Below are 18,606 nucleotides of genomic sequence, written 5' to 3'. Positions count from 1 at the left end.
CGTGTGACATAGCACATGCCACTGCATGCTCATAACATCACGGCGCACCTTTGACACACCGCGGCCCCGCCCGGTACGAGATGCCTGGAGGTCAGGCGCCGGTGACGCTCCACGTCCGCGAGGCCCAGGCCCGCAGGTGGGGGGCCTGGGCGACGAGCTCGCCGTAGGCGGCCGTGGCGGACTGGGACAGCGCCTCCACGACCTCATCGGTGACGGTGTCGGGCCGCCAGGCCAGCACATAACGGCACCACAGCGGGGAGCCGACCAGCGGCTTGACCACGACGTGCGGGATCGGCCGCAACGTCGGCTGCACGAGCGACACCCCCAGACCGTCGGCGATCATGCTCTGCAGCTGGGTCTGGTCGCCGAGGAACTCATGGACCGTGACCGGGGTGAACCCGGCCGCCGCGCAGGCGTCGTAGAACACCCCGGGCCAGCCGGCACCGTCGTCCGGGGTCACGAACCACGCGTCCTCGGCCAGATCGGCGAGCTGGACCTGGGCGCACTGACGCAGCCGGTGCCGGGAGGGCAGGGCCACGAAGGTGGGTTCGGTGACGATCCCGCGATGCCGCACCGCGACCGAGTGGCGCAGTTCCATGCCCGGATAGTCGGCGGCGATGGCCGCGTCCACCGCGCCGTCCTCCAGCAGCTCGACGATCCGCGAGGAGGCGTAGACGCTGGTGACCGCGAGGGACACTTCCGGCAGCCGGGTGCGGACGCGGGAAACCGTGCCGGACAGCATGGGCGAGTTGGTCGCCGCCATGCGCAGGGTACGGCGGGCTCGGGCGGCGGCCGGGCGGTGGCCGATGGCGTCGGCGCGGGCCAGTACGTCACGGGCCTGGGCGACGACCTCGGCGCCGTAGCGGGTCGGCCGTACTCCGCTCGTGCCGCGCTCGAAGAGCGGCTCGCCGAGGTGGCGCTCTATGCGCCGCAGCTGGGTGCTCACGGCGGGCTGCGAGTAGCCGAGCTGCGACGCGGCCCGGCCCACGCTTCCCGCGTCGGCGATCGCGCACAGCACCCGCAGATGCCGCAGCTCCAGCTCCATCGCTCCACTCCCCGTTCCGTCCACGGCCCCGGCAGGTCCGTCCGCCTCCCGGGAAAGCCACTGCTCACAGCCACCGCCGGCCGTGGTCGTGACCGGCGGACCGAAGCGTCGCACCGTGCCGCGTCCGGCACAAGTCGCAGGTCCGCCGAGCTCGGGGCACCGCCTCCGAGCGAGCCGGTCCGGTCAGTGGCGGCCCAGCACCTCCGCGACCCGGATGAAACCGTCCGCGCCGTGGCCGAGGCCTATGGTGCGCCGGGCCATGCCCTCCACGGCACGCATCACGCCCGCGTCGATCCCGTGGTCCTCGGAGACGGCCACGACATGGGCCATGGTCGACACGGCCGAGGTGAGGGGATTGATCGCCCCGGAGTAGGTTCCGTCGTCGGCGTCCTGCGCGAACTCGGCGAAGAGCGGCGGCAGGATCGCACCGATGCCCTGGGCGAAGGGTGCCAGCTCCCCGGCGGTGACGCCCTCCGCGCGGGCGACCGCCACGGCGTGCGCGTAGCCCGCCATCGCCGTCCAGAAGAGGTCGAGCAGGGCGATGTCGAAGGTGGCGGCGCGCCCGATCTCCTCACCGAGGTGGGTGTGGCTGCCACCGAGTGCCTCCAGTACGCGCCGGTGCTCCTCGTACAGGTCCCGCGGTCCGCTGTGCAGGAAGACCGCGTCGGGTGTTCCGATGCTGCCGGCCGGGGTCATGATCGCGCCGTCCAGGTAGCGGATGCCGTGGGCGGCGGCCCAGCCCGCCGTCTCCCGGGCACGGGCCGGGGTGTCGGCGGTGAGGTTCACGACGGTGCGGCCCTTGAGGGCGGTGCTGACGGGCTCGGGCCGCAGGAGGGCGTCGACCGCGTCGTAGTTCACCACGCAGACCACGGTCAGGTCACCGGCGGCCACGGCCTCCCCGGCCGATCCGGCGCCGGCCGCACCCTGCTCGATCAGCTCCCGGTCCCTGCCCGGTGTGCGGTTCCAGACCGTGGTGCGCAGCCCTGCCCCCAGGAACGCGCCGGCCAGCGAGCGGCCCATCGGGCCGAGACCGAGCACGGTGACGGCAGGAAGATCCGTGGACGTGGACATGTTTCAACTCCTGTACATGCAAAGGATTGTGGCCGTACGGCCTGACGAGGAACAGAAGAGGACGCAGATGACACGCAGTCGCGCACAGGACACGAACGTCTGCGGGGTGACCGCCGCGATCGCCGTGATCGACGGCAAGTGGAAGACGTCGCTGCTGTGGCTGCTGGAGTCCGGTCCGCTCCGGCCCGGCGAACTGCGGCGCCGGCTGCCGGGGTTGAGCGAGAAGGTGCTGACTCAGGCGCTGCGCGAGATGGAGGAGGACGGCCTGGTGCACCGTGAGGTGTACGACGTGCTGCCGCCGAAGACCGAGTACACGCTGACCGGTTTCGGCCGAGACCTGTCCCAGGCCCTGGGCCCTGTGTCCGAGTGGGGGCACGGCCATGTGGAACGGCTCCGCGCACGCGGGGCGGCGTCCTGACGCACTGCTGCTGTCACCTCCTCCCGTGCCGTCGCCGTGGTCCCTGACCTCGGAGAACAGCCTCTCCCGGCCGGGCGGCGGCTGCCAAGTACGCACAAAAAAGTGGGTATGCCAGGTGTCGAGGTCGGCCCTGCCGGGCCACATCCTTCGACGCGGGTGTGACTTGCGCAGGAGGGCCGGTCGGTGGACCGGCCCTCCGCCTCTGGGCGGGCGCCCCTCCCGCGACGGCGGAAGCGCCCGCTTCCGTCAGTACGCCCGTCCCACGACCGCCACGTTCCCCGGCTGGTCGTCGCTCTCCGGGACCGAACCGTCCGCCGCGACCAGGCACCGCACCGACACGCCCTGCTCGGCGAGCCTCGCCTCGCCCTCCGGGCCCAGCGTGGCCCAGGGGACGCGGGCCCAGCCGGTGCTCGCGGCCTCCGCGGCCTCCTCCACCGTGGTCACCTCGACCGTGCGGTCCTCGCGGCGCCGGCGGGACTGCTCCAGCAGCAGCGCCTGGTCGTCCTCCAGCATCCCGGGCAGCAGCGCGGGCAGCGCCTCGGCCGTGACGGGCTCCTTGGTGCCCGGGATCCGGCGGACCAGCACGGCGGTGCCGTTCTCCAGGTCGCGGGGCCCCACCTCGATCCGTACGGGCACGCCCTTCAGCTCCCAGTCGACCGCGCGCCGGCCGAACGGCACGTCCGTGCGGTCGTCGACGCGGACCCGGACACCCGCCTCCCTGAGCCGTTCACCGATCGCGTGGACCCGGGCCAGGACCGCCGCGTCGTCCTTGACGGCGAGCACCACCGCCTGGACCGTGGCCAGCCGGGGCGGGACGCGCAGCCCGTCGTCGTCCCCGTGCATCATCACCAGTGCTCCGACCATCCGCGTGGTGGATCCCCAGGAGGTCTGCCAGACGTATTCCTGCGAACCGTCCCTGGACAGATAACGGGTGTGGAACGCCCTCGCGAAGTTCTGCCCCAGCTCATGGCTGGTGACCATCTGGAGGGCCTTGCCGTCGCCCATCATGCTTTCCAGCGTGAGTGTGTTGACGGCGCCCGCGAAGCGCTCCTTGACCGTCTTGCGGCCGGAGACGTGGTCCGCCGCGAGGACGTTCTTCAGGAAGTCGCCGTAGACCTCGCTCTGGATGCGCGCCGCGAAGGCACGCGCCTCCTCGTACGTGGCGTGCGCGGTGTGTCCCTCCTGCCACAGGAACTCCGTGGTGCGCAGGAACACCCGCGGGCGCAGCTCCCAGCGCACCACGTTCGCCCACTGGTTGATCAGCAGCGGCAGATCCCGGTAGCTCTGCACCCATTTCGAGAAGTACTCGTTGACGATCGTCTCGGAGGTGGGGCGGACCACGACGGGCTCCTCCAGCTCCTTGCCGCCCCCGTGGGTCACGACGGCCAGCTCGGGCGCGAACCCCTCGACGTGCTCGGCCTCCTTCGTCAGGTACGACTGCGGGATGAGGAGCGGGAAGTACGCGTTCTGCGCGCCCGTCTCCTTGATCCGGGCGTCCATCTCCTGCTGCATCCGCTCCCACAGGCCGTACCCGTACGGTCGGATGACCATGGTGCCACGCACCGGGCCGTTGTCGGCCAGCTCAGCCTTGCCGATCAGGTCCTGGTACCAGCGCGGGAAGTCCTCCGCGCGGGGTGTGAGAACGGGTGCTTTCGCCATGCCCGGCAGGTTAGGTGCCGGTCATCGCGACCCGCTAACCAATTAAGGGCCCTGCCAGGGCCTTCCTAAAGCTTTTAGGTAACTTCATAATAGCTTTTGGCAGAGGGGAGACATCTGATGGCGCGCGCGGGACTGACCACCGAGCGTCTGGTCCGGGCCGGCGCGGAACTCGCCGACGAGGTCGGCTTCGACCAGGTGACCGTGTCGGCAGTGGCCCGGCGGTTCGACGTCAAGGTCGCGAGCCTGTACTCACACCTGAGGAACTCCCGGGATCTGAAGACGCGGATCGCGCTGCTCGCCCTGGAGGAACTGGCCGACCGTGCCGCCGACGCTCTTGCCGGCCGGTCCGGCAAGGACGCCCTCGGCGCCTTCGCGGACGTCTACCGCGACTACGCCCGCGAACACCCCGGCCGCTACACGGCCGCCCGGCACCCGCTGGACCCGGAGACGGCCGCCGCGAGCGCCGGGGCCCGGCACGCACAGCTGACCCGGGCCGTCCTGCGCGGCTACGACCTGGCCGAGCCCGACCAGACCCACGCGGTCCGCCTCCTCGGCAGCGTCTTCCACGGCTACGTCAGCCTGGAGGCGGCCGGCGGATTCAGCCACAGCGCCCCCGACTCACAGGAGTCCTGGACGCGGATCGTGGACGCCCTCGACTCCCTGCTGCGCAACTGGCCCGCCCCCTGACCCTGGACACGCCCAGATGATGCACACCACGCCCCTGACCGCCGAACTCGTCCGCGGCGCCCTCGACCTGGAGCGCACCGCCCACGGCCTGCTGCCGCACCGGTTGCCGGCCCGCGCCCGCGCGCAGTGCGCCGATCCGCAGCTGGCCATGGCGGAGTCCCAGCCCGCCGGCGTACGACTGGTCTTCCGCACCCGCGCGACCACCATCGAGCTGGACACCCTGCCCACCAAGCGGACCTACGTCGGCGCACCGCCCCGCCCGGACGGCGTGTACGACCTCCTCGTCGACGGACGACCGGCCGGCAGCGGCCGGGTCGCCGGCGGCAACACGCTCACGATCGACATGGCCGCCGGAACCGCCGCACACCGGCCGGGCCCCGTCGGCACCGTGCGCTTCACCGGGCTGTCCGGCGCCGCCAAGGTCGTGGAGATCTGGCTGCCGCACAACGAGACGACCGAACTCGTCGCCCTGCGCACCGACGCGCCCGTCGAACCCGCACCGGAGCGGCGCGGCAGGGTGTGGCTGCACCACGGCAGTTCCATCAGTCACGGCTCGGACGCGGCGAGCCCGACCACCACCTGGCCCGCGCTCGGCGCGTCCCTGGGCGGTGCGGAACTGGTCAATCTGGGGCTGAGCGGCAGCGCCCTGCTCGACCCGTTCACCGCGCGCGCCCTGCGCGACACGCCCGCCGACCTGATCAGCGTCAAGCTCGGCATCAATGTCGTCAACGCCGACCTGATGCGGCGGCGTGCGTTCGGCCCCGCCGTCCACGGCTTCCTCGACACCGTGCGCGACGGCCACCCGGACACCCCGCTGCTCGTCGTCTCGCCGATCCTGTGCCCCCTCCACGAGGACACGCCGGGCCCCACCCTCCCGGACTTCTCCGCCCTGAGCGAGGGGCGGCTGCGGTTCCGGGCGGCCGGGGACCCGGCGGAAACGGCGAGCGGGAAACTCACCCTGGAAGTCATCCGGGAGGAGCTGGCCCGGATCGTGCGCGAGCGGTCGGCCGAGGATCCGCGTCTGCACCACCTCGACGGCCGTGACCTGTACGGCGAGGCCGACTTCGCCGAACTGCCGCTGCCCGACGGCCTCCACCCTGACGCCGCCGCGCACCGCCGGATCGGCGAACGGTTCGCTGCGCTGGCGTTCGGGCCGGGCGGCCCCTTCGCTGACTCCGCCGTCCGGCCGTAGGGGCCGGTTCACACCAGGTGGGCGAAGACGACGAGGTTGTCGGTGTAGTCCCGCACCTCGTGGTCGTAGTCCCCCGCACAGGTGATCAGCCGGACCTCGGGGCGCTGGGCGTCGGCGTAGACCCGCTTGCTGGGGAAGGCGTCCTTGGCGAAGGTCTCGGCGCTGTCCACGACGAACTCGGCGTCGCTCCCGTCGGCGCGCTGCACGGTGAAGCGGTCACCGCGCTGCAGCTCGCCGAGGCCGGCGAACACGGCCGCGGAGGTCGTCGTGTCGACGTGCCCCGCGATGATGGCGGTGCCCTTCTCACCGGGGGAGACACCCTTGGCGTACCAGCCGACGAGGTTGGTGTCGCCCGCCGGCGGGGGCTCCAGCTGGCCGGAGGCCCCGATGTCCAGCGTGGTGAAGGGTGCGTCCACGGAGATCTTCGGGATGACCAGGCGGGTCGGCGCGGACCGGGGCAGCGCCTGGCCGGTCTGCTGCGGATCGGCCGGCGCGGCGGCGCTCGCACCCGCGGCACGGGACGCCTGCGAGGTGCCGTCCGAGCCGTGGTGGCCGCCGAACATGGTGACGGCGATGATCGCGATCGCCACGCCCCAGAAGGTCAGCCGCCCGCCACGGCCCGAACTCTGCCCGGCCGCCGGGGGTTCCGCGGGGGGCGAAGAGGAGGAATCTGCTGCCATCGGACACCACCTCACTCGGGCACGGCAGCACGGGGAATCAGAACAGGGGAATCAGGACAGGGGACGCCGGTGCGCACGGCCCGTCGTGGCAAAGGGACGCGTCAGAGGTGCCAGGCGTCGGCATACAGGGTGGGCGGGTGCGCTACGCCAGGCGTGGGGCGGGGCGCAGGGGCCGGTCGCCGCGGGTGCGGGCCGCCGACGCGGTGGGCGCGTCGGCGGCGGCCGCAGCCTCTCGTCACGAGCCGTCGGATCAGGACGCCGGCTGGCCGGCCTTCTTGCGGCGCAGCGCGTACATGCCGGCGGCGCCCACGCCCAGCACGGCCAGACCGCCCGCGGTGACACTCGGAGTGGCAAGCGCGCCGCCGCCGGTGTGCATACCGCCGCGCGGCTTCTCGTGGTCGTCGCCTCGCTCGTCGCCGCCGCCGCGACCGCTGTCCCGGCCGCCGCCCTTGCCTCCGTCCCGGTAGCTGTCGGGGTCGAACCGGCTGTCGTCGCGCCCCGAGTCCGAGTCCGAGCCCCAGTCGTCGCCCTGCACCATGGCGAGCGCTCCGCCACCCGTGTGCATTCCGCCGCGCGGCTCGTCGTGTCCGCGGCCCTTGTCGTGGTCGTCGCCGTGATCATTGTCGTGGTCGCGGCCCGAGTCGTCGCCACGGTCACCGCCGTGGTCGTCGCCGTGGTCGTCGCCGGAGCCGTGGTCGCGCCCCTGGCTGTGGGAGGAGCCGTCCCGGCCTCCGTCGCCACCCGCCGGAACCGCGAACGCGGCGCTGGGCGCGGCGAAGGCGAGGGCTGCCGTAGCGGCGGCCGTCGCCAGAATCATGCGGGCAGAACGCATAGTGATGTCCTTCCGCCGTGGCCGGGCAGCGGATACCTCATCAGCTGGATAAACCCGGCCTCGACATGAACCACCGTCAGGGAGCCCTCCGACTCCCACCATCCGAGCCGCCCAGCCGGGTCACCGGGCCACCCGTCTGCCCCACTCTTCCCCTCGGCGTACCCCTCCGTCCGGGCGAATCCGTGTGTTCGGGAGCCGGACGGCGCTCGGGACACCCACCCCTCTTGTTATGACCGCCGTCATAACGCAGGCTGGTGCCGACAGCACGGAGTGTCGGCGCGGTGGGAGGAAGCGGTGGCGGACGGGATGGCGCGGGAGCTGTGGGAGCGGTACGAGCCGGTGCACGATCTCGTGTACTTCGCGCCGGAGGTGCGCCGGGCGGCGGACGCGCTCGGGATGCGCGGGTTCTGGATGGGGTACTTCGCACTGCGCGCCGCACCGCTCGGTGCCGTTCCCCCGTCCGTCGTGACGAGCTGTTTCTACGTCTTCCACCCGGCCCGGGTGACCCGCGCGCTGCCGGACGCCTGGACGTACGCCGCCCCCACCGACGTGCTGGCCGCCCGGCAGGATGCCCTGGACGCGGTGATGACAGGCCTGTTCGGGCGGGACACCGTGGGCTCGGCGGAGTTCACCGAGGCCGCCGACCTCGCCTGGGAGGCCGCCGCCGCGGCGGACACCGCGGGCCGCGTACTGGCCGCCGCAAATCAGGCGCTGGAGCGCCCGGACCGCCCCACCGCGCGGCTGTGGCAGGGCTTGACGACCCTGCGCGAGCACCGGGGCGACTCGCATGTCGCGGTGCTGGTGGGTCAGGGGCTCGGGCCTGTCGAGGCCATGGTGCTCAAGGCGGCGGCCGGCGAGTCCGACGGGGCGCTGCTGCGGGAGACACGGAAGTGGGAGCAGCCGGACTGGGAGGCAGCGGGGACGCGGCTGCGCGAGCGGGGACTGCTCGCGGCCGACGGCTCGCTCACCGCGGCCGGGGCGGCCGTACGCGTGGAGGTGGAGGCGCTCACGGACGCGGCGGCCGAAGGACCCTGGACCGCGCTCGGCAGCGAGCGCACCGCACGCCTGGCCGAGCTGCTGGACCCGCTGGCGGGCATGGTCGAGAGCTCGGGCCTGCTGCCACCGGGCAATCCGGTGGGCCTGACCCGGGGCTCGTACCGCGTCGGCCGCTGACCCGCCCTCGGGCCGACTGGCGACTGGCGCTCCGCCCTCCGTCCTCCGTCCTCCGTCCTCCATGGGAATCCTCAGGGACCAGCCGGCGTCCCCGCCCGGGGGTGCCGGGGCGGGGACGCCGTACGGGTGGCGGGGTGTCGGGGGCTACCAGGTCACCGGGAGCCGCTCGGGGATCCGCTTCATGAAGCCCGTGCGCCAGACCAGTTGGCTGGGCGGTACGGCGAGCGCGAGGTCCGGGAACCGGTCGAGGAGGACCTCCAGGGCGATCCGGGCGTGTGCGCGGCCGAGCGCGGTGGCGGGGCAGTAGTGGGCGCCGCCGCCGAAGGAGAGGTGGTCGGCGGTGTTGTCGCGGTGGAGGTCGAAGCGGTGCGGGTCGGGGAACTTCTCCGGGTCGAGGTTGGCCCCCTCCACCAGTACCAGGACGAGTTCGCCCGCGCGGATGCCGGCGTCGCCGAGCCGGACGTCCTCCAGGGCGAGGCGGGGCAGGGCGTCGCCTATGGAGAGGTTGACCCGCAGCAGTTCCTCCACCCCCGGCCCGATGAGGTCCGGGCGGTCGCGGAGGAGGTCGCGGGCGATGGGATGGGTGAGCAGGTACACCAGGGCCATGGAGAGGAAGCCCGAGGTGGAGATGACCCCCGCGCCGAACATCGTGACGCCGACGGTGGCCAGCATCTCGTCGGAGAGGTGCGCGTAGTCGGGGTCGTCGCGCAGGGCGGCGAGTTCGCCCATCAGGCCGTGCGTCGCCGGATCGTCGAGCAGGGCCGCCATCCGGGCGATGTCACGGTCCCAGTTGATCTTCGCGCCGGTGATCGGGCACGGGGAGTTCATGAAGGCGATGTCGAGGCTGCGCAGGAAGCCGGGGGCCTCGGTCTGCGGGATGCCGAGGATGCGGCAGTGCATGCCCGCCGAGTACGGCTCGCAGAACGCGCCGCGCAGGTCGGCCGTCGGACCGTCGTCCGCCATCCGGTCCACCAGCCGGTACGCCTCCTCGCGCAGCCACTCCATGAGGCCCGGTGACTTGGGGTTGAGCGCCTTCAGCACCGCCCGGCGCAGCCCGGCACCGGTGATGTTGCCCATGTTGTTCACGACCTCGGGCGGGATCGTGAGGGCGTACTGCCGGGGCACGCCGGGGGCGGAGGTGTCCTTCAGGGAGAACCGGTCGTCCTTCAGCACCTGCGCGCACAGCTCGTACGACGACACCAGCCAGGCCTCGTCGCCGGCGATGGTCCGCACGCGCCGTACGGGGGTGGCGGCGCGTATCTCCTCGACCTCGGCGGGGACCCGGGTGCCGTCCCAGGAGAACGGGAAGTCGAGCAGCGGCGGGTGGTCGGTGCGGGTGTCCGGGGCTGTGGTCATGCCACGGCTCCTTCCAGGGCGGTAGGGGTGACAATGGCGTGGCCCTGGTTGCGGGAGGCGCGCAGGCCGGCGCCGCGGGAGTACAACAGCTCGGCCATCGGCAGCAGTTGGTGGTAGCAGTTGAGCGACGAGGGCACCTTCAGAATGGCGGGGGTGTCCAGGAAGAGCGGGGCCTCGGCGCACACGTACTCCAGGCACACGGCGCGCTGCCGCTCGGTCGGGGTGCTTCCCCGAGTACTGAGGAAACGATTCACCAGGGTGTCGCACACGGCCCGGAAGGCCGCGTCGGAGGCCAGGCGCGCCTGGAGGTGCCGGTGGATGCCCTGGTAGGCGGGGTTGGTGCGGAACTCCGACATCGGGTGCCAGTCCAGCCGCAGGCCCTCCGGGTCGGCCGCCGACACGGCGTCACGGACCTTGGCGCGCACTCCGCGCAGGTTCTTCACCGCCTTGCGCCGGGCCTCGTCCGGGGGGTAGCCGGAGGCCTCGTACATCTCGGCGACGTACAGGTCGGTGTAGACGAAGTCGACCCTGTCGAAGTGGTCCAGCCCCCAGCGGGCGAGGTCGTGCAGGCGACGGGCCGAGAAGTAGCTGTTGCCCGGGGACACCCCGATCACGGCGTGCGCGCCCTCGCCGAGGATCACTTCGCAGTGGGAGGTGTAGGGCTGGACTTCGAAGACGTCGGCCATCAGCACGGATGCTGTGGTCAAGGGGGAAATCCTCCGCCGCGCGCTAGTCCCGGCGGGGCCCTGTGCCCCTGGTGTGGCTGCGCGGCGCCCTCACGCTAGCGGTACGGAATCAGCACGGGTAGTTACCGCCGGGGTTTGGCTGAAAACCGTCGTAGTAATGGTTGAAGTGCCCAACTGACGGCCCTTGTTGCGCGCCGTAGGCTGGGGCCGTGGTCAACCGAGACGAGGATCACGAGGACCCGCGGCGGGCGGCGTCCCGGCTCACCGGACGCGCGGTCACCAGCGCGCCCGCGGCGTCCGGGTCACCGGCCCGGGTCACGCTGGACGGCGGGACTTCGGTGATGGTCAAGCGAGGCGATGCGCCGGGCGCCGTACGGGCCGAGGTGGCGGGACTGCGCTGGCTGGCCGCCGCGCAGGCGGTCCGGGTGCCGGCGGTGCTCGGGTACGACGAACGCTGGATGGTGACGGAGCGGGTACCGACCGGGCGCCCGGATCCGGCGGCAGCGCTGCATTTCGGCCAGGCCCTCGCCGCACTGCACGCCGCGGGCGCTTCGGATTTCGGAGCGCCGCCGCCGGGCGGCCCCGAGGACGCGTTCATCGGCCTCGCGCCCCTGCGCAACACTCCGGGCACCGACTGGCCCGGCTGGTACGCCGAGCACCGCGTGCTGCCGTATGTGCGTGCCGCGGTCGACCGCGGCACGCTGCGCCCGGGCGAGGCGGCCGTGTTCGAGCGGGTCTGTGCGCGGCTGCCGCAGCTGGCCGGCCCCGCCGAGCCGCCCGCGCGGCTGCACGGGGACCTGTGGAACGGGAACGTGCTGTGGGGCGCAGACGGCGAGGTCCGGCTCATCGACCCGGCCGCGCACGGCGGCCACCGGGAGACCGACCTGGCGATGCTCCAGTTGTTCGGCTGCCCGTATCTCGACCGGGTGCTCGCCGGTTACGAGGAAGCGGCGCCGCTCGCGGCCGGCTGGCGGGAGCGGGTCGGCGTGCACCAGCTCTTCCCGCTGCTGGTCCACGCGGTGCTGTTCGGGCGCGGATACGCGGAACAGGCCCTCACCGTGGCCCGCAGCGCACTCGCGGCCTGACGCGGACCCGGACTCCTCACCCGGGCGGCCGTCCGGGGCGCTCTCCGACCTGCGGTTACGGAGCGTAAGGAAACCAATCACCCGTTCGACTCGTATTAGGACGTGAAAGCCGAATCAGGGAGAGACTATGCAACCGTTCACGCTCAACTACGCACGCCCCGCCGTGCAGTTGGACGTCACCACTCCGTACGCGTACGACTCCGGACTGCAGTTGAACGTCCTCCCGGACGGGCGGATCGCCGCCACCGACCACGCGACTCTCAGGGCACTTGGGACCACGACCTCCACGGCGGGCTCCAAGACGCACTTCGACGACTGAGCCGCGGGCCCCGGAAGATGACCGTGCTCATCCTGACCAGTGAAGAAGACGTGACGGCCGACATGGTGGTCCTGCGGCTGGGCGAGGCCGGTGTGCCGGTCGTCCGGCTGGACCCCGCCGACCTCACCAACGGGGTGGCGCTGTCGGGCGAGTACGTGCAGGGCGCCTGCCGTGGACACCTGTCCGCCGGCGGGCGCCTGGTGAGCATGAACGGCCTGCGCTCCATCTGGGTCCGCAGACCCGGGGACGCCGCCGCCCGCGCCGCCCAGCCGTCCGTCTGGCTGACGGAGGAGTCGTCGCAGGCGCTGTACGGCATGCTGCGCGCCACCGACGCGCGCTGGATGAACCATCCGGACGCGGCCCGCCGCGCCCGCCACAAGCCCTGGCAGCTGCGCCTCGCACAGCACAGCGGCCTGGCGGTGCCGGCCACGCTGATCACGACGTTCCCGCAGGCGGCGCGGGAGTTCGCGGAGCGCTTCCCGGACCTGGTGGTCAAGCCGGTGTCGGGTGCGCATCCGCAGGAGCCGCCGCGTGCGGTGCCGACCAGCCGGGTCGCGCCGGACACCGACTTCTCGGCGGTGGCCTTCGGTCCGACGCTGCTGCAGCGGCGGATCACCAAGCGGGCCGACATCCGGCTCACCGTCGTCGGCGACCAGCTGCTGGGCGCGCGCAAGCCCGCCGACCCGGACGCCCACCCGGACGACGTGGACGTCCGTTTCGCCCCGTCGGTCTCTCCCTGGCTGCCCGCGGACGTGCCGCCGCGCGTCGCCGAGGGCGTGCGGCGGTACATGAGGGGCGCGGAACTGGCTTACGGCGCATTCGACTTCGCGGAGGACGCGGACGGGATCTGGTGGTTCCTGGAATGCAACCAGTCGGGCCAGTTCGGGTTCGTCGAGATGGACACAGGTCAGCCCATCTCCGCGACGATCGCCAAGTGGCTTGCCGAGGGCGGGGACCGGGACCGCAGGTGTGCGGAGGGCGACCGGAGCGCAGCATCTTGAGGGTGCGGGGATCGGCCGGGAGAAAGGAACGCCACATGCGTATCGGACTGCTGGGGACGGGCCCGTGGGCCCGGGCGGCGTACGCCCCCGCCCTCGCCGGGCACACCGGCGTGGAGTTCGCCGGGGTGTGGGGCCGCCGGCCGCAGGCGGCCACGGCACTGGCCGAGCAGTACGACGTCCCCGCGTACGCCGAGGTGGACGCGCTGCTGGCCGACGTGGACGCGGTGGCCGTGGCCCTGCCGCCGTCCGTGCAGGCCGAGTTGGCGGTGCGGGCGGCTCGGGCGGGCCGTCATCTGCTGCTGGACAAGCCGCTGGGGGTGTCGGTCGCCGAGGGGCGGGCGGTCACGGAGGCGGCGGAGCGGGCCGGGGTGGCGTCGGTGGTGTTCCTCACCGCGCGCTTCCAGAAGGAGCCGGAGGCCTGGATCGAGGAACAGGCGGGTGAGGCGGGCTGGTTCACGGCCCGTGCGCAGTGGCTGGGGGCGGTGTTCACCTCCGACAGCCCGTTCGCGTCCTCGCCGTGGCGGCGGGAGAAGGGCGCGCTGTGGGACGTCGGCCCGCACGCGCTGTCGGTCCTGCTGCCGGTCCTCGGTGACGTACGGCAGGTCGTGGCGGCGGCGCACGGGCCCGCGGACACCGTCCACCTGGTCCTCGACCACGCCACCGGCGCGTCGAGCACGCTCACGCTGAGCCTGACGGCGCCACCGGCGGCGGCCGGGGCCGGTGTGGAGCTGCGTGGCGAGGCGGGCGTGGCGCTGATGCCGGGCAGCTCCGAGGGCGCGGTCCCCGCGCTCACCCGCGCCGTCGACGCCCTGGTGCGGGCCGCCCGCACGGGCCGCCCGCACGCCTGTGACGCCGCGTTCGGCCTGCGCGTCACCGAGATCCTCGCCATGGCGGAGTCCCGCCTGGCGGCTTCCGGGGCCTAGGACTGATGGGTGTCCGTGGAGGAAGGGGCGGCGTCCGGTGTGTCACCCGGCGCCGGCGACGCCGTCGGCCCAGAAGTTGATGCGCTCCCGTACGACGGGGTAGCCGGCCGTGGTGAAGTGGGCGGCCATGGGGACGTTGGTGCGGTCGGTGGCGGCGGCGATGAACTCGGCGCCCTGAGCCGCCAGGAAGTGGGTGCATTCGGCGAGCAGGTCGTAGGCGTAGCCGTGGCCCCGCTGCTCGGGCACGACGCCGATGAAGCCGACGCAGGGGCCGGACGGATTGCGCGCGGGGATGTGGATGCCGACCGTCTCGCCCTCGGGCGTACGGGCGATCCGCCACCACGCGCGCGGGGACGGAAACCAGCGGAAGACGTCCAGCTCCTGCTGTGCCGCCCGGTCCGGTCCGCCCTGCTCGATGGCCCGGCGGGCGTGCGCGTCGAGTGTGACGGAGTGGATCCGGCGCAGCAGGCCGAAGAACACGTCGTCGTCGGGCTCTCCCGAGAAGAGCAGACGCCCGGGCCGCTCGGGCAGGCCCCGGTCGGGGGTCCAGCGGTACAGGAACCGCTCCACGAGGGGGGCGTACCCGGCCGCGCGGGCGGCAGCGGCTCGGACGTCGGCGGCGGCCCGCTGCCCGGCGTCGGCGCGCCAGCCGGCGGGCAGGTCGAGTTCGAGTTCGCCGGTCCGCCACGGTGCCGTGCGCAGGAGTTCGGCTCCGGCCTCCTCCTCGCCCTCGGCCACGTCGAACCAGTTGATCACGAGCGGCTCGGGGTCCTCGGGGCGGCCCCACCAGGCGGCGCGGGCCACGGTACGGCCGTCGCGTACGGCGATGCGCTGCCAGTCGGGGCGGTAGCGGGTGCGCCGGTGCTTGTCCCGGAACGCCAGCGGGTCGGGCATGGTGTGGAAGAGGTGCGCGGTGCTCTCGTCGAGCGTGTGGATGACCGGGGTGGTCATGGATTCCTCCGGGCTGCGTGCCGCGGTGCGGCGGGGACGGCGCTCCCGGTCAGGCCTGGCACACCCGCGTGACGGGGAGGGGGGAGCGCGGACTGGCAGTGGCCATGACGCTTCGCCTCCTCCCGTCCGTCTCGGGCGTGCCCGCACAGGCTATGCCGCCCGCCTCCGGGCGTCCACCGCCCGTCGACGCCGTCGGCTCATCGCCCGTGCCGGACGGGAGGCCTCCGCGCCGTCCGTTCGGCAGGCCCGGTGCCGCCGGAGGCGGGAGGCCCGGTGCCGCCGGAGGCGGGAGGCCCGGGTGGGGAGGGCGGCGTAGCTTGGGGATGTGCGATGGGTGCGCGGCGGGTCGTCGCGTGGGGACCTGGAGGATCGCGGCTGGCTGCGGGGCGCGCCGCCGCCGTGGTGGGTGCGGGTGCTGCCCGTGCTGCTGCTCGTGGCCGTCAGCACGGCCACGGCGGTCACCGCCCACGCGCGCGATCTGGGCTTCCTGCTCGGGGCCATCCCGCCGCTGGCCGTCCTGTCGTACGGCCCGCTGGCCACCGCGGTCCTCGGCGGCGGGGTGGTCGTGGTGCTGAACGTGCCCGCCACCCATCTCGACCGCCCCGGCAACACCGATCTGCTGACCATTGTGTTCGTCGCCGCGCTGAGCGTGTTCGTGTCGTATGTCCGCAGTCGCCGGGACGCCCAGCTGGACACCGAGCGGGCGATCGGCGAGGCCGTGCAGCGGGCTGTGATGCCGCTGCTGCCGCGGCGGGTCGGGGGCGTGGGGTGCACGGGTTTCTACCGGGCCGCGCAGGACGGGACGCTGGTGGGCGGGGACTTCTTCGACGTGCGGGACGGACCGTACGGGGTGCGCGCGGTGATGGGCGACGTGCAGGGGCACGGACTGTCGGCGGTCGCCACGGTGGTGTCGCTGCTGGGCGCTTTCCGGGAGGCGGTGCTGGACCAGCCGGACCTGGAGTCGGTCGCCGCGCGGCTGGACCGCAGGCTGGCGGTGGACTCGGCGGGGGTGCGGCACACGGAGCTGTTCGCCACCGGGGTGCTGCTGGAGTTCTCCGCCGACGGGCGGGTGGTGCGGGTGGTGGCCTGCGGTCATCCGGCCCCCGTGCTGCTGCACGAGGAGCAGGCCCTGGAGATGACGGTCGTGCCGGGACCGCCGCTGGGGCTCGGGCTGGTCGGCGTCGACCCGCCGAAAGAGGCCACGGTGACGCTCGGACCGGGCGACCGGCTGTTCCTGGCGTCGGACGGGGTGTGGGAGGCACGGGACGCCGGCGACGCCTTCTATCCGCTGCCCGCCCGCCTCGCCGCGCTGGCCCGTACCCCGTCCCCGGAGCTGCCCGGGGTGGTGTGGGCGGACCTCATGGGGCTGCGCTACACGGTCCGGGACGACGTCACGATGCTGGTGCTGGCACCCGAGCCGCCGGCCGCCTGATCACCCCGGCTCCTCCCCCAACCGGCGAACCCGCGGTCGGGGTTCGAACGTCCCGTCTCAAACGCCAGGGTGCGCCACCCCTTCCGCCAGATAGAAATATCTACGAGCATGCATATGCCGGGTTGGTGTGCAGGTACACGAAGTGCCCGGTCACGGTCGTTGCCTGCGCCGGGCGTGGGCGAGCGAGGACACCCGGAGCAGTGCATGACGAACACGGTGTGGACGCGGGGCGTGGAATGGCTGGCCGCGGCGGCTGCGGACCCGCGCTCCTGCAAACGGGAGTGGGACCACGGCGAGGGCGTCGCGCTGCTGGAGGCCGGCCGCTTCTGGGACGTGCTGACCGTCCCGGAGCGGCTGGGGCTGCTCACCCTGGACCTGTTGTGGCGGCCCGGGATGCCGGCGCCGGGACCCGCGCTGGTGGACACGGCGGCGGGCCGGGTCGGGTTCTTCCTGCCGCCGGACCCGTCCGGGGGCTGGGTGGGGGCAGGTCTGCGGTACGCGACCAAGGGGGCCTGGGTCGCCGTACCGCCGCCGTACCGGTCCGCGCGCTTCCTGGAGTGGCTCGTGCCGCCCGACGGCACCGGCACGCTCCACTCACCCGGCGTCCTGGAGGACGCTCTGCGGCAGGCCAACGGCACCCTCGCCGTCCTCGCACCGCTGCGCGGGCGGTGAAGGAGCACTGGCGCCGGGCGTGCGCCCGACGGGCGGGGCCCAACGGGCGCTCCTACGCTGGGAGGGTCCGGGCTCCGACGTCCCGCTCACCGCACGTTCGGCTCTCCCGTGCTTGGAGTCAGGCCATGCCGCAATCCCGCCGTCTGCTGAGGGGGGCCGCGGTCGCCGTCACGGTGGGGACGCTGATGGCACCCGTGGCCGCCGGACCCGTCCGGGCCTCCCCGGTCCCCGTGCCGGCCGCCCTCGCCGCCGGGCAGCCCGGCCCGACGCCCTCCGGACCGGCCGTCCGCGACCCGACCCCCCGCGTGGCACGCCGGCTCGACGGCGCCGTGCGGAAGGTGATGCGCGAGGCGAACGTGCCGGGCGTGACCGTCGGCGTCTGGACGCCGGGCCGGCCGGACTACGTCCGCTCGTTCGGTGTCGCCGACAAGAGCACGGGCCGGCGGATGGCGTCGGACATGTACCTGCGCATCGGCAGCGAGACGAAGACGTTCACCGTGACCGCGTTGCTGCAGCTGGTGGACCAGAAGAAGGCCGGTCTGGACGACCCGATCGGCAGGTACGTCGACGGCGTGCCGAACGGGAACAGGATCACGTTGCGTCAGCTCGCCGAGATGCGCAGCGGGCTGTTCAACTACTCCGAGGACCCGGGCTTCGCCAAGGCGCTCACCTCCGACCCGCGACGGCCCTTCACACCCCGGCAGCTGCTCGCGTACTCCTTCAAGCACCCGGTGATGTTCCAGCCGGGGCGGAAGTTCTTCTACAGCAACACCAACCTCATCCTGCTCGGTCTGGTGGTGGAGAAGGAGAGCGGGCAGCGCCTCGGGGACTACATCGCGCGGCACATCCTCGACCCGGCCGGTATGAAGCACACGCTGTTCCCGACCGGCAACGAGTTCCCCGCCCCGCACGCGCAGGGTTACACCCGGCAGACGGCGGACGGCAAGGAGGCCGACTCGGCCGACTGGAACCCGTCGTGGGGCTGGGCGGCCGGCGCGATGATCTCGACGCTCGGCGATCTGCGCACCTGGGCGCGCACGGTCGCCACGGGCCAGTTCCCGGACGGGAGGCGGATGGTCGCCGCCGCCACCCAGAAGCAGCGGCTGATCACGCCGTCGACCGGCTCGATCGAGGGCACCGGATACGGCCTCGGCATCTTCGACGTGCGGGGCTGGATCGGCCACAACGGCTCGCTGCCCGGCTACGAGTCGCTGACCGTCTACCTGCCGTCCGCACGGACCACGCTCGTCGTGCTCCTCAACACCGACACCAGCTATCGGTCCCAGGAGCCGAGCACCGTGCTGGGCGAGGCCATCACGAAGATCATCTCCCCGGCGCACGTCTACAACTTGCCAGTCTCACCGACGGGTTGAGACCCGGACGCGGCCGGTTTCCCACCTCCGCGGTGCCCGCGCGGTGTGCCG

19 protein-coding genes are annotated in these 18,606 nt (G+C 73.1%); 11 read left to right on the top strand and 8 right to left on the bottom strand.

The window, feature by feature from the left end; genetic code table 11:
- Positions 1-91: 91 nt before the first annotated feature.
- Positions 92-1,045 (bottom strand): LysR family transcriptional regulator, encoded by a 954-nt coding sequence (locus tag ABT171_RS08505; RefSeq protein ID WP_351241209.1) that lies wholly within the window; start codon positions 1,043-1,045, stop codon positions 92-94.
- 183 nt (positions 1,046-1,228) lie between these two features.
- Positions 1,229-2,116 carry an NAD(P)-dependent oxidoreductase gene (locus tag ABT171_RS08500; protein ID WP_351241207.1) on the bottom strand — a complete coding sequence of 296 codons (888 nt, stop codon included), beginning with the start codon at positions 2,114-2,116 and terminating at the stop codon, positions 1,229-1,231.
- A gap of 67 nt (positions 2,117-2,183) precedes the next feature.
- Here ABT171_RS08500 and ABT171_RS08495 point away from each other — a divergent pair, with 67 nt between their 5' ends.
- Complete coding sequence (locus ABT171_RS08495; protein ID WP_351241205.1) at positions 2,184-2,534, top strand: winged helix-turn-helix transcriptional regulator; 351 nt, start codon at positions 2,184-2,186, stop codon at positions 2,532-2,534.
- Positions 2,535-2,780: 246 nt separating this feature from the next.
- Here the strand turns inward: ABT171_RS08495 and proS are convergent, their stop codons facing one another.
- Positions 2,781-4,193 carry a proline--tRNA ligase gene (gene proS, locus ABT171_RS08490; RefSeq protein ID WP_351241203.1) on the bottom strand — a complete coding sequence of 471 codons (1,413 nt, stop codon included), beginning with the start codon at positions 4,191-4,193 and terminating at the stop codon, positions 2,781-2,783.
- 117 nt (positions 4,194-4,310) lie between these two features.
- Here proS and ABT171_RS08485 point away from each other — a divergent pair, with 117 nt between their 5' ends.
- Both ABT171_RS08485 and ABT171_RS08480 read left to right on the top strand, forming a co-directional pair.
- Positions 4,311-4,880 carry a TetR/AcrR family transcriptional regulator gene (locus tag ABT171_RS08485; protein ID WP_351241201.1) on the top strand — a complete coding sequence of 190 codons (570 nt, stop codon included), beginning with the start codon at positions 4,311-4,313 and terminating at the stop codon, positions 4,878-4,880.
- A gap of 19 nt (positions 4,881-4,899) precedes the next feature.
- The gene (locus ABT171_RS08480) at positions 4,900-6,072 is read left to right on the top strand and encodes a GDSL-type esterase/lipase family protein (RefSeq protein WP_351241199.1); all 1,173 of its coding nucleotides are present in this window, start codon (positions 4,900-4,902) and stop codon (positions 6,070-6,072) included.
- A gap of 8 nt (positions 6,073-6,080) precedes the next feature.
- Here ABT171_RS08480 and ABT171_RS08475 read toward each other — a convergent pair whose 3' ends face one another.
- A complete protein-coding gene (locus ABT171_RS08475; protein ID WP_351241197.1) occupies positions 6,081-6,752 on the bottom strand; it encodes a class F sortase in 672 nt (223 codons plus the stop codon).
- A 250-nt stretch (positions 6,753-7,002) separates the two neighbouring features.
- Positions 7,003-7,584, bottom strand: a complete 582-nt coding sequence (locus ABT171_RS08470) for a hypothetical protein (RefSeq protein WP_351241195.1) — start codon at positions 7,582-7,584, stop codon at positions 7,003-7,005.
- Positions 7,585-7,878: 294 nt separating this feature from the next.
- Between ABT171_RS08470 and ABT171_RS08465 the strand changes: the two genes are divergently transcribed.
- Positions 7,879-8,757: an SCO6745 family protein gene (locus tag ABT171_RS08465; RefSeq protein WP_351241193.1), complete on the top strand. Its 879-nt coding sequence runs from the start codon at positions 7,879-7,881 to the stop codon at positions 8,755-8,757.
- Between the two features lie 144 nt (positions 8,758-8,901).
- Here ABT171_RS08465 and ABT171_RS08460 read toward each other — a convergent pair whose 3' ends face one another.
- Together ABT171_RS08460 and ABT171_RS08455 are read right to left on the bottom strand one after the other, a co-directional pair.
- Positions 8,902-10,113, bottom strand: a complete 1,212-nt coding sequence (locus ABT171_RS08460; RefSeq protein WP_351241191.1) for a cytochrome P450 — start codon at positions 10,111-10,113, stop codon at positions 8,902-8,904.
- Complete coding sequence (locus tag ABT171_RS08455; protein WP_351241189.1) at positions 10,110-10,820, bottom strand: cyclodityrosine synthase; 711 nt, start codon at positions 10,818-10,820, stop codon at positions 10,110-10,112. The genes ABT171_RS08460 and ABT171_RS08455 overlap by 4 nt, the downstream gene beginning before the upstream one ends.
- A gap of 188 nt (positions 10,821-11,008) precedes the next feature.
- Between ABT171_RS08455 and ABT171_RS08450 the strand changes: the two genes are divergently transcribed.
- From ABT171_RS08450 to ABT171_RS08435, 4 genes are all read left to right on the top strand, one after another.
- Positions 11,009-11,884: a fructosamine kinase family protein gene (locus ABT171_RS08450; protein WP_351241187.1), complete on the top strand. Its 876-nt coding sequence runs from the start codon at positions 11,009-11,011 to the stop codon at positions 11,882-11,884.
- Between the two features lie 127 nt (positions 11,885-12,011).
- Positions 12,012-12,203 carry a putative ATP-grasp-modified RiPP gene (tgmA, locus tag ABT171_RS08445; protein WP_020938095.1) on the top strand — a complete coding sequence of 64 codons (192 nt, stop codon included), beginning with the start codon at positions 12,012-12,014 and terminating at the stop codon, positions 12,201-12,203.
- Positions 12,204-12,220: 17 nt separating this feature from the next.
- Complete coding sequence (gene tgmB, locus ABT171_RS08440) at positions 12,221-13,204, top strand: ATP-grasp ribosomal peptide maturase (RefSeq protein WP_351241184.1); 984 nt, start codon at positions 12,221-12,223, stop codon at positions 13,202-13,204.
- Between the two features lie 35 nt (positions 13,205-13,239).
- Entirely contained in the window at positions 13,240-14,127 is an 888-nt protein-coding gene (locus ABT171_RS08435) for a Gfo/Idh/MocA family protein (RefSeq protein ID WP_351241182.1), read from the top strand.
- A 42-nt stretch (positions 14,128-14,169) separates the two neighbouring features.
- Here the strand turns inward: ABT171_RS08435 and ABT171_RS08430 are convergent, their stop codons facing one another.
- Positions 14,170-15,078, bottom strand: a complete 909-nt coding sequence (locus ABT171_RS08430; RefSeq protein ID WP_351241180.1) for a GNAT family N-acetyltransferase — start codon at positions 15,076-15,078, stop codon at positions 14,170-14,172.
- A 325-nt stretch (positions 15,079-15,403) separates the two neighbouring features.
- Here ABT171_RS08430 and ABT171_RS08425 point away from each other — a divergent pair, with 325 nt between their 5' ends.
- The 3 genes from ABT171_RS08425 (at position 15,404) to ABT171_RS08415 (ending at position 18,555) form a co-directional block, all read left to right on the top strand.
- Positions 15,404-16,510 carry a PP2C family protein-serine/threonine phosphatase gene (locus ABT171_RS08425; protein ID WP_351241178.1) on the top strand — a complete coding sequence of 369 codons (1,107 nt, stop codon included), beginning with the start codon at positions 15,404-15,406 and terminating at the stop codon, positions 16,508-16,510.
- 204 nt (positions 16,511-16,714) lie between these two features.
- On the top strand, positions 16,715-17,182 hold the full coding sequence (locus tag ABT171_RS08420; RefSeq protein ID WP_351241176.1) for a hypothetical protein: 468 nt from the start codon (positions 16,715-16,717) through the stop codon (positions 17,180-17,182).
- A gap of 125 nt (positions 17,183-17,307) precedes the next feature.
- Positions 17,308-18,555 carry a serine hydrolase domain-containing protein gene (locus ABT171_RS08415; protein WP_351241174.1) on the top strand — a complete coding sequence of 416 codons (1,248 nt, stop codon included), beginning with the start codon at positions 17,308-17,310 and terminating at the stop codon, positions 18,553-18,555.
- Positions 18,556-18,606: the final 51 nt, after the last annotated feature.

Origin of the sequence: Streptomyces sp. NPDC001851 (genome assembly GCF_040297165.1) — a bacterium.
Taxonomy (GTDB): Bacteria; Actinomycetota; Actinomycetes; order Streptomycetales; family Streptomycetaceae; genus Streptomyces.
The sequence above is the reverse complement of the archived record's forward strand: the minus strand, read 5'-3'. Positions and strand labels throughout refer to the sequence as shown.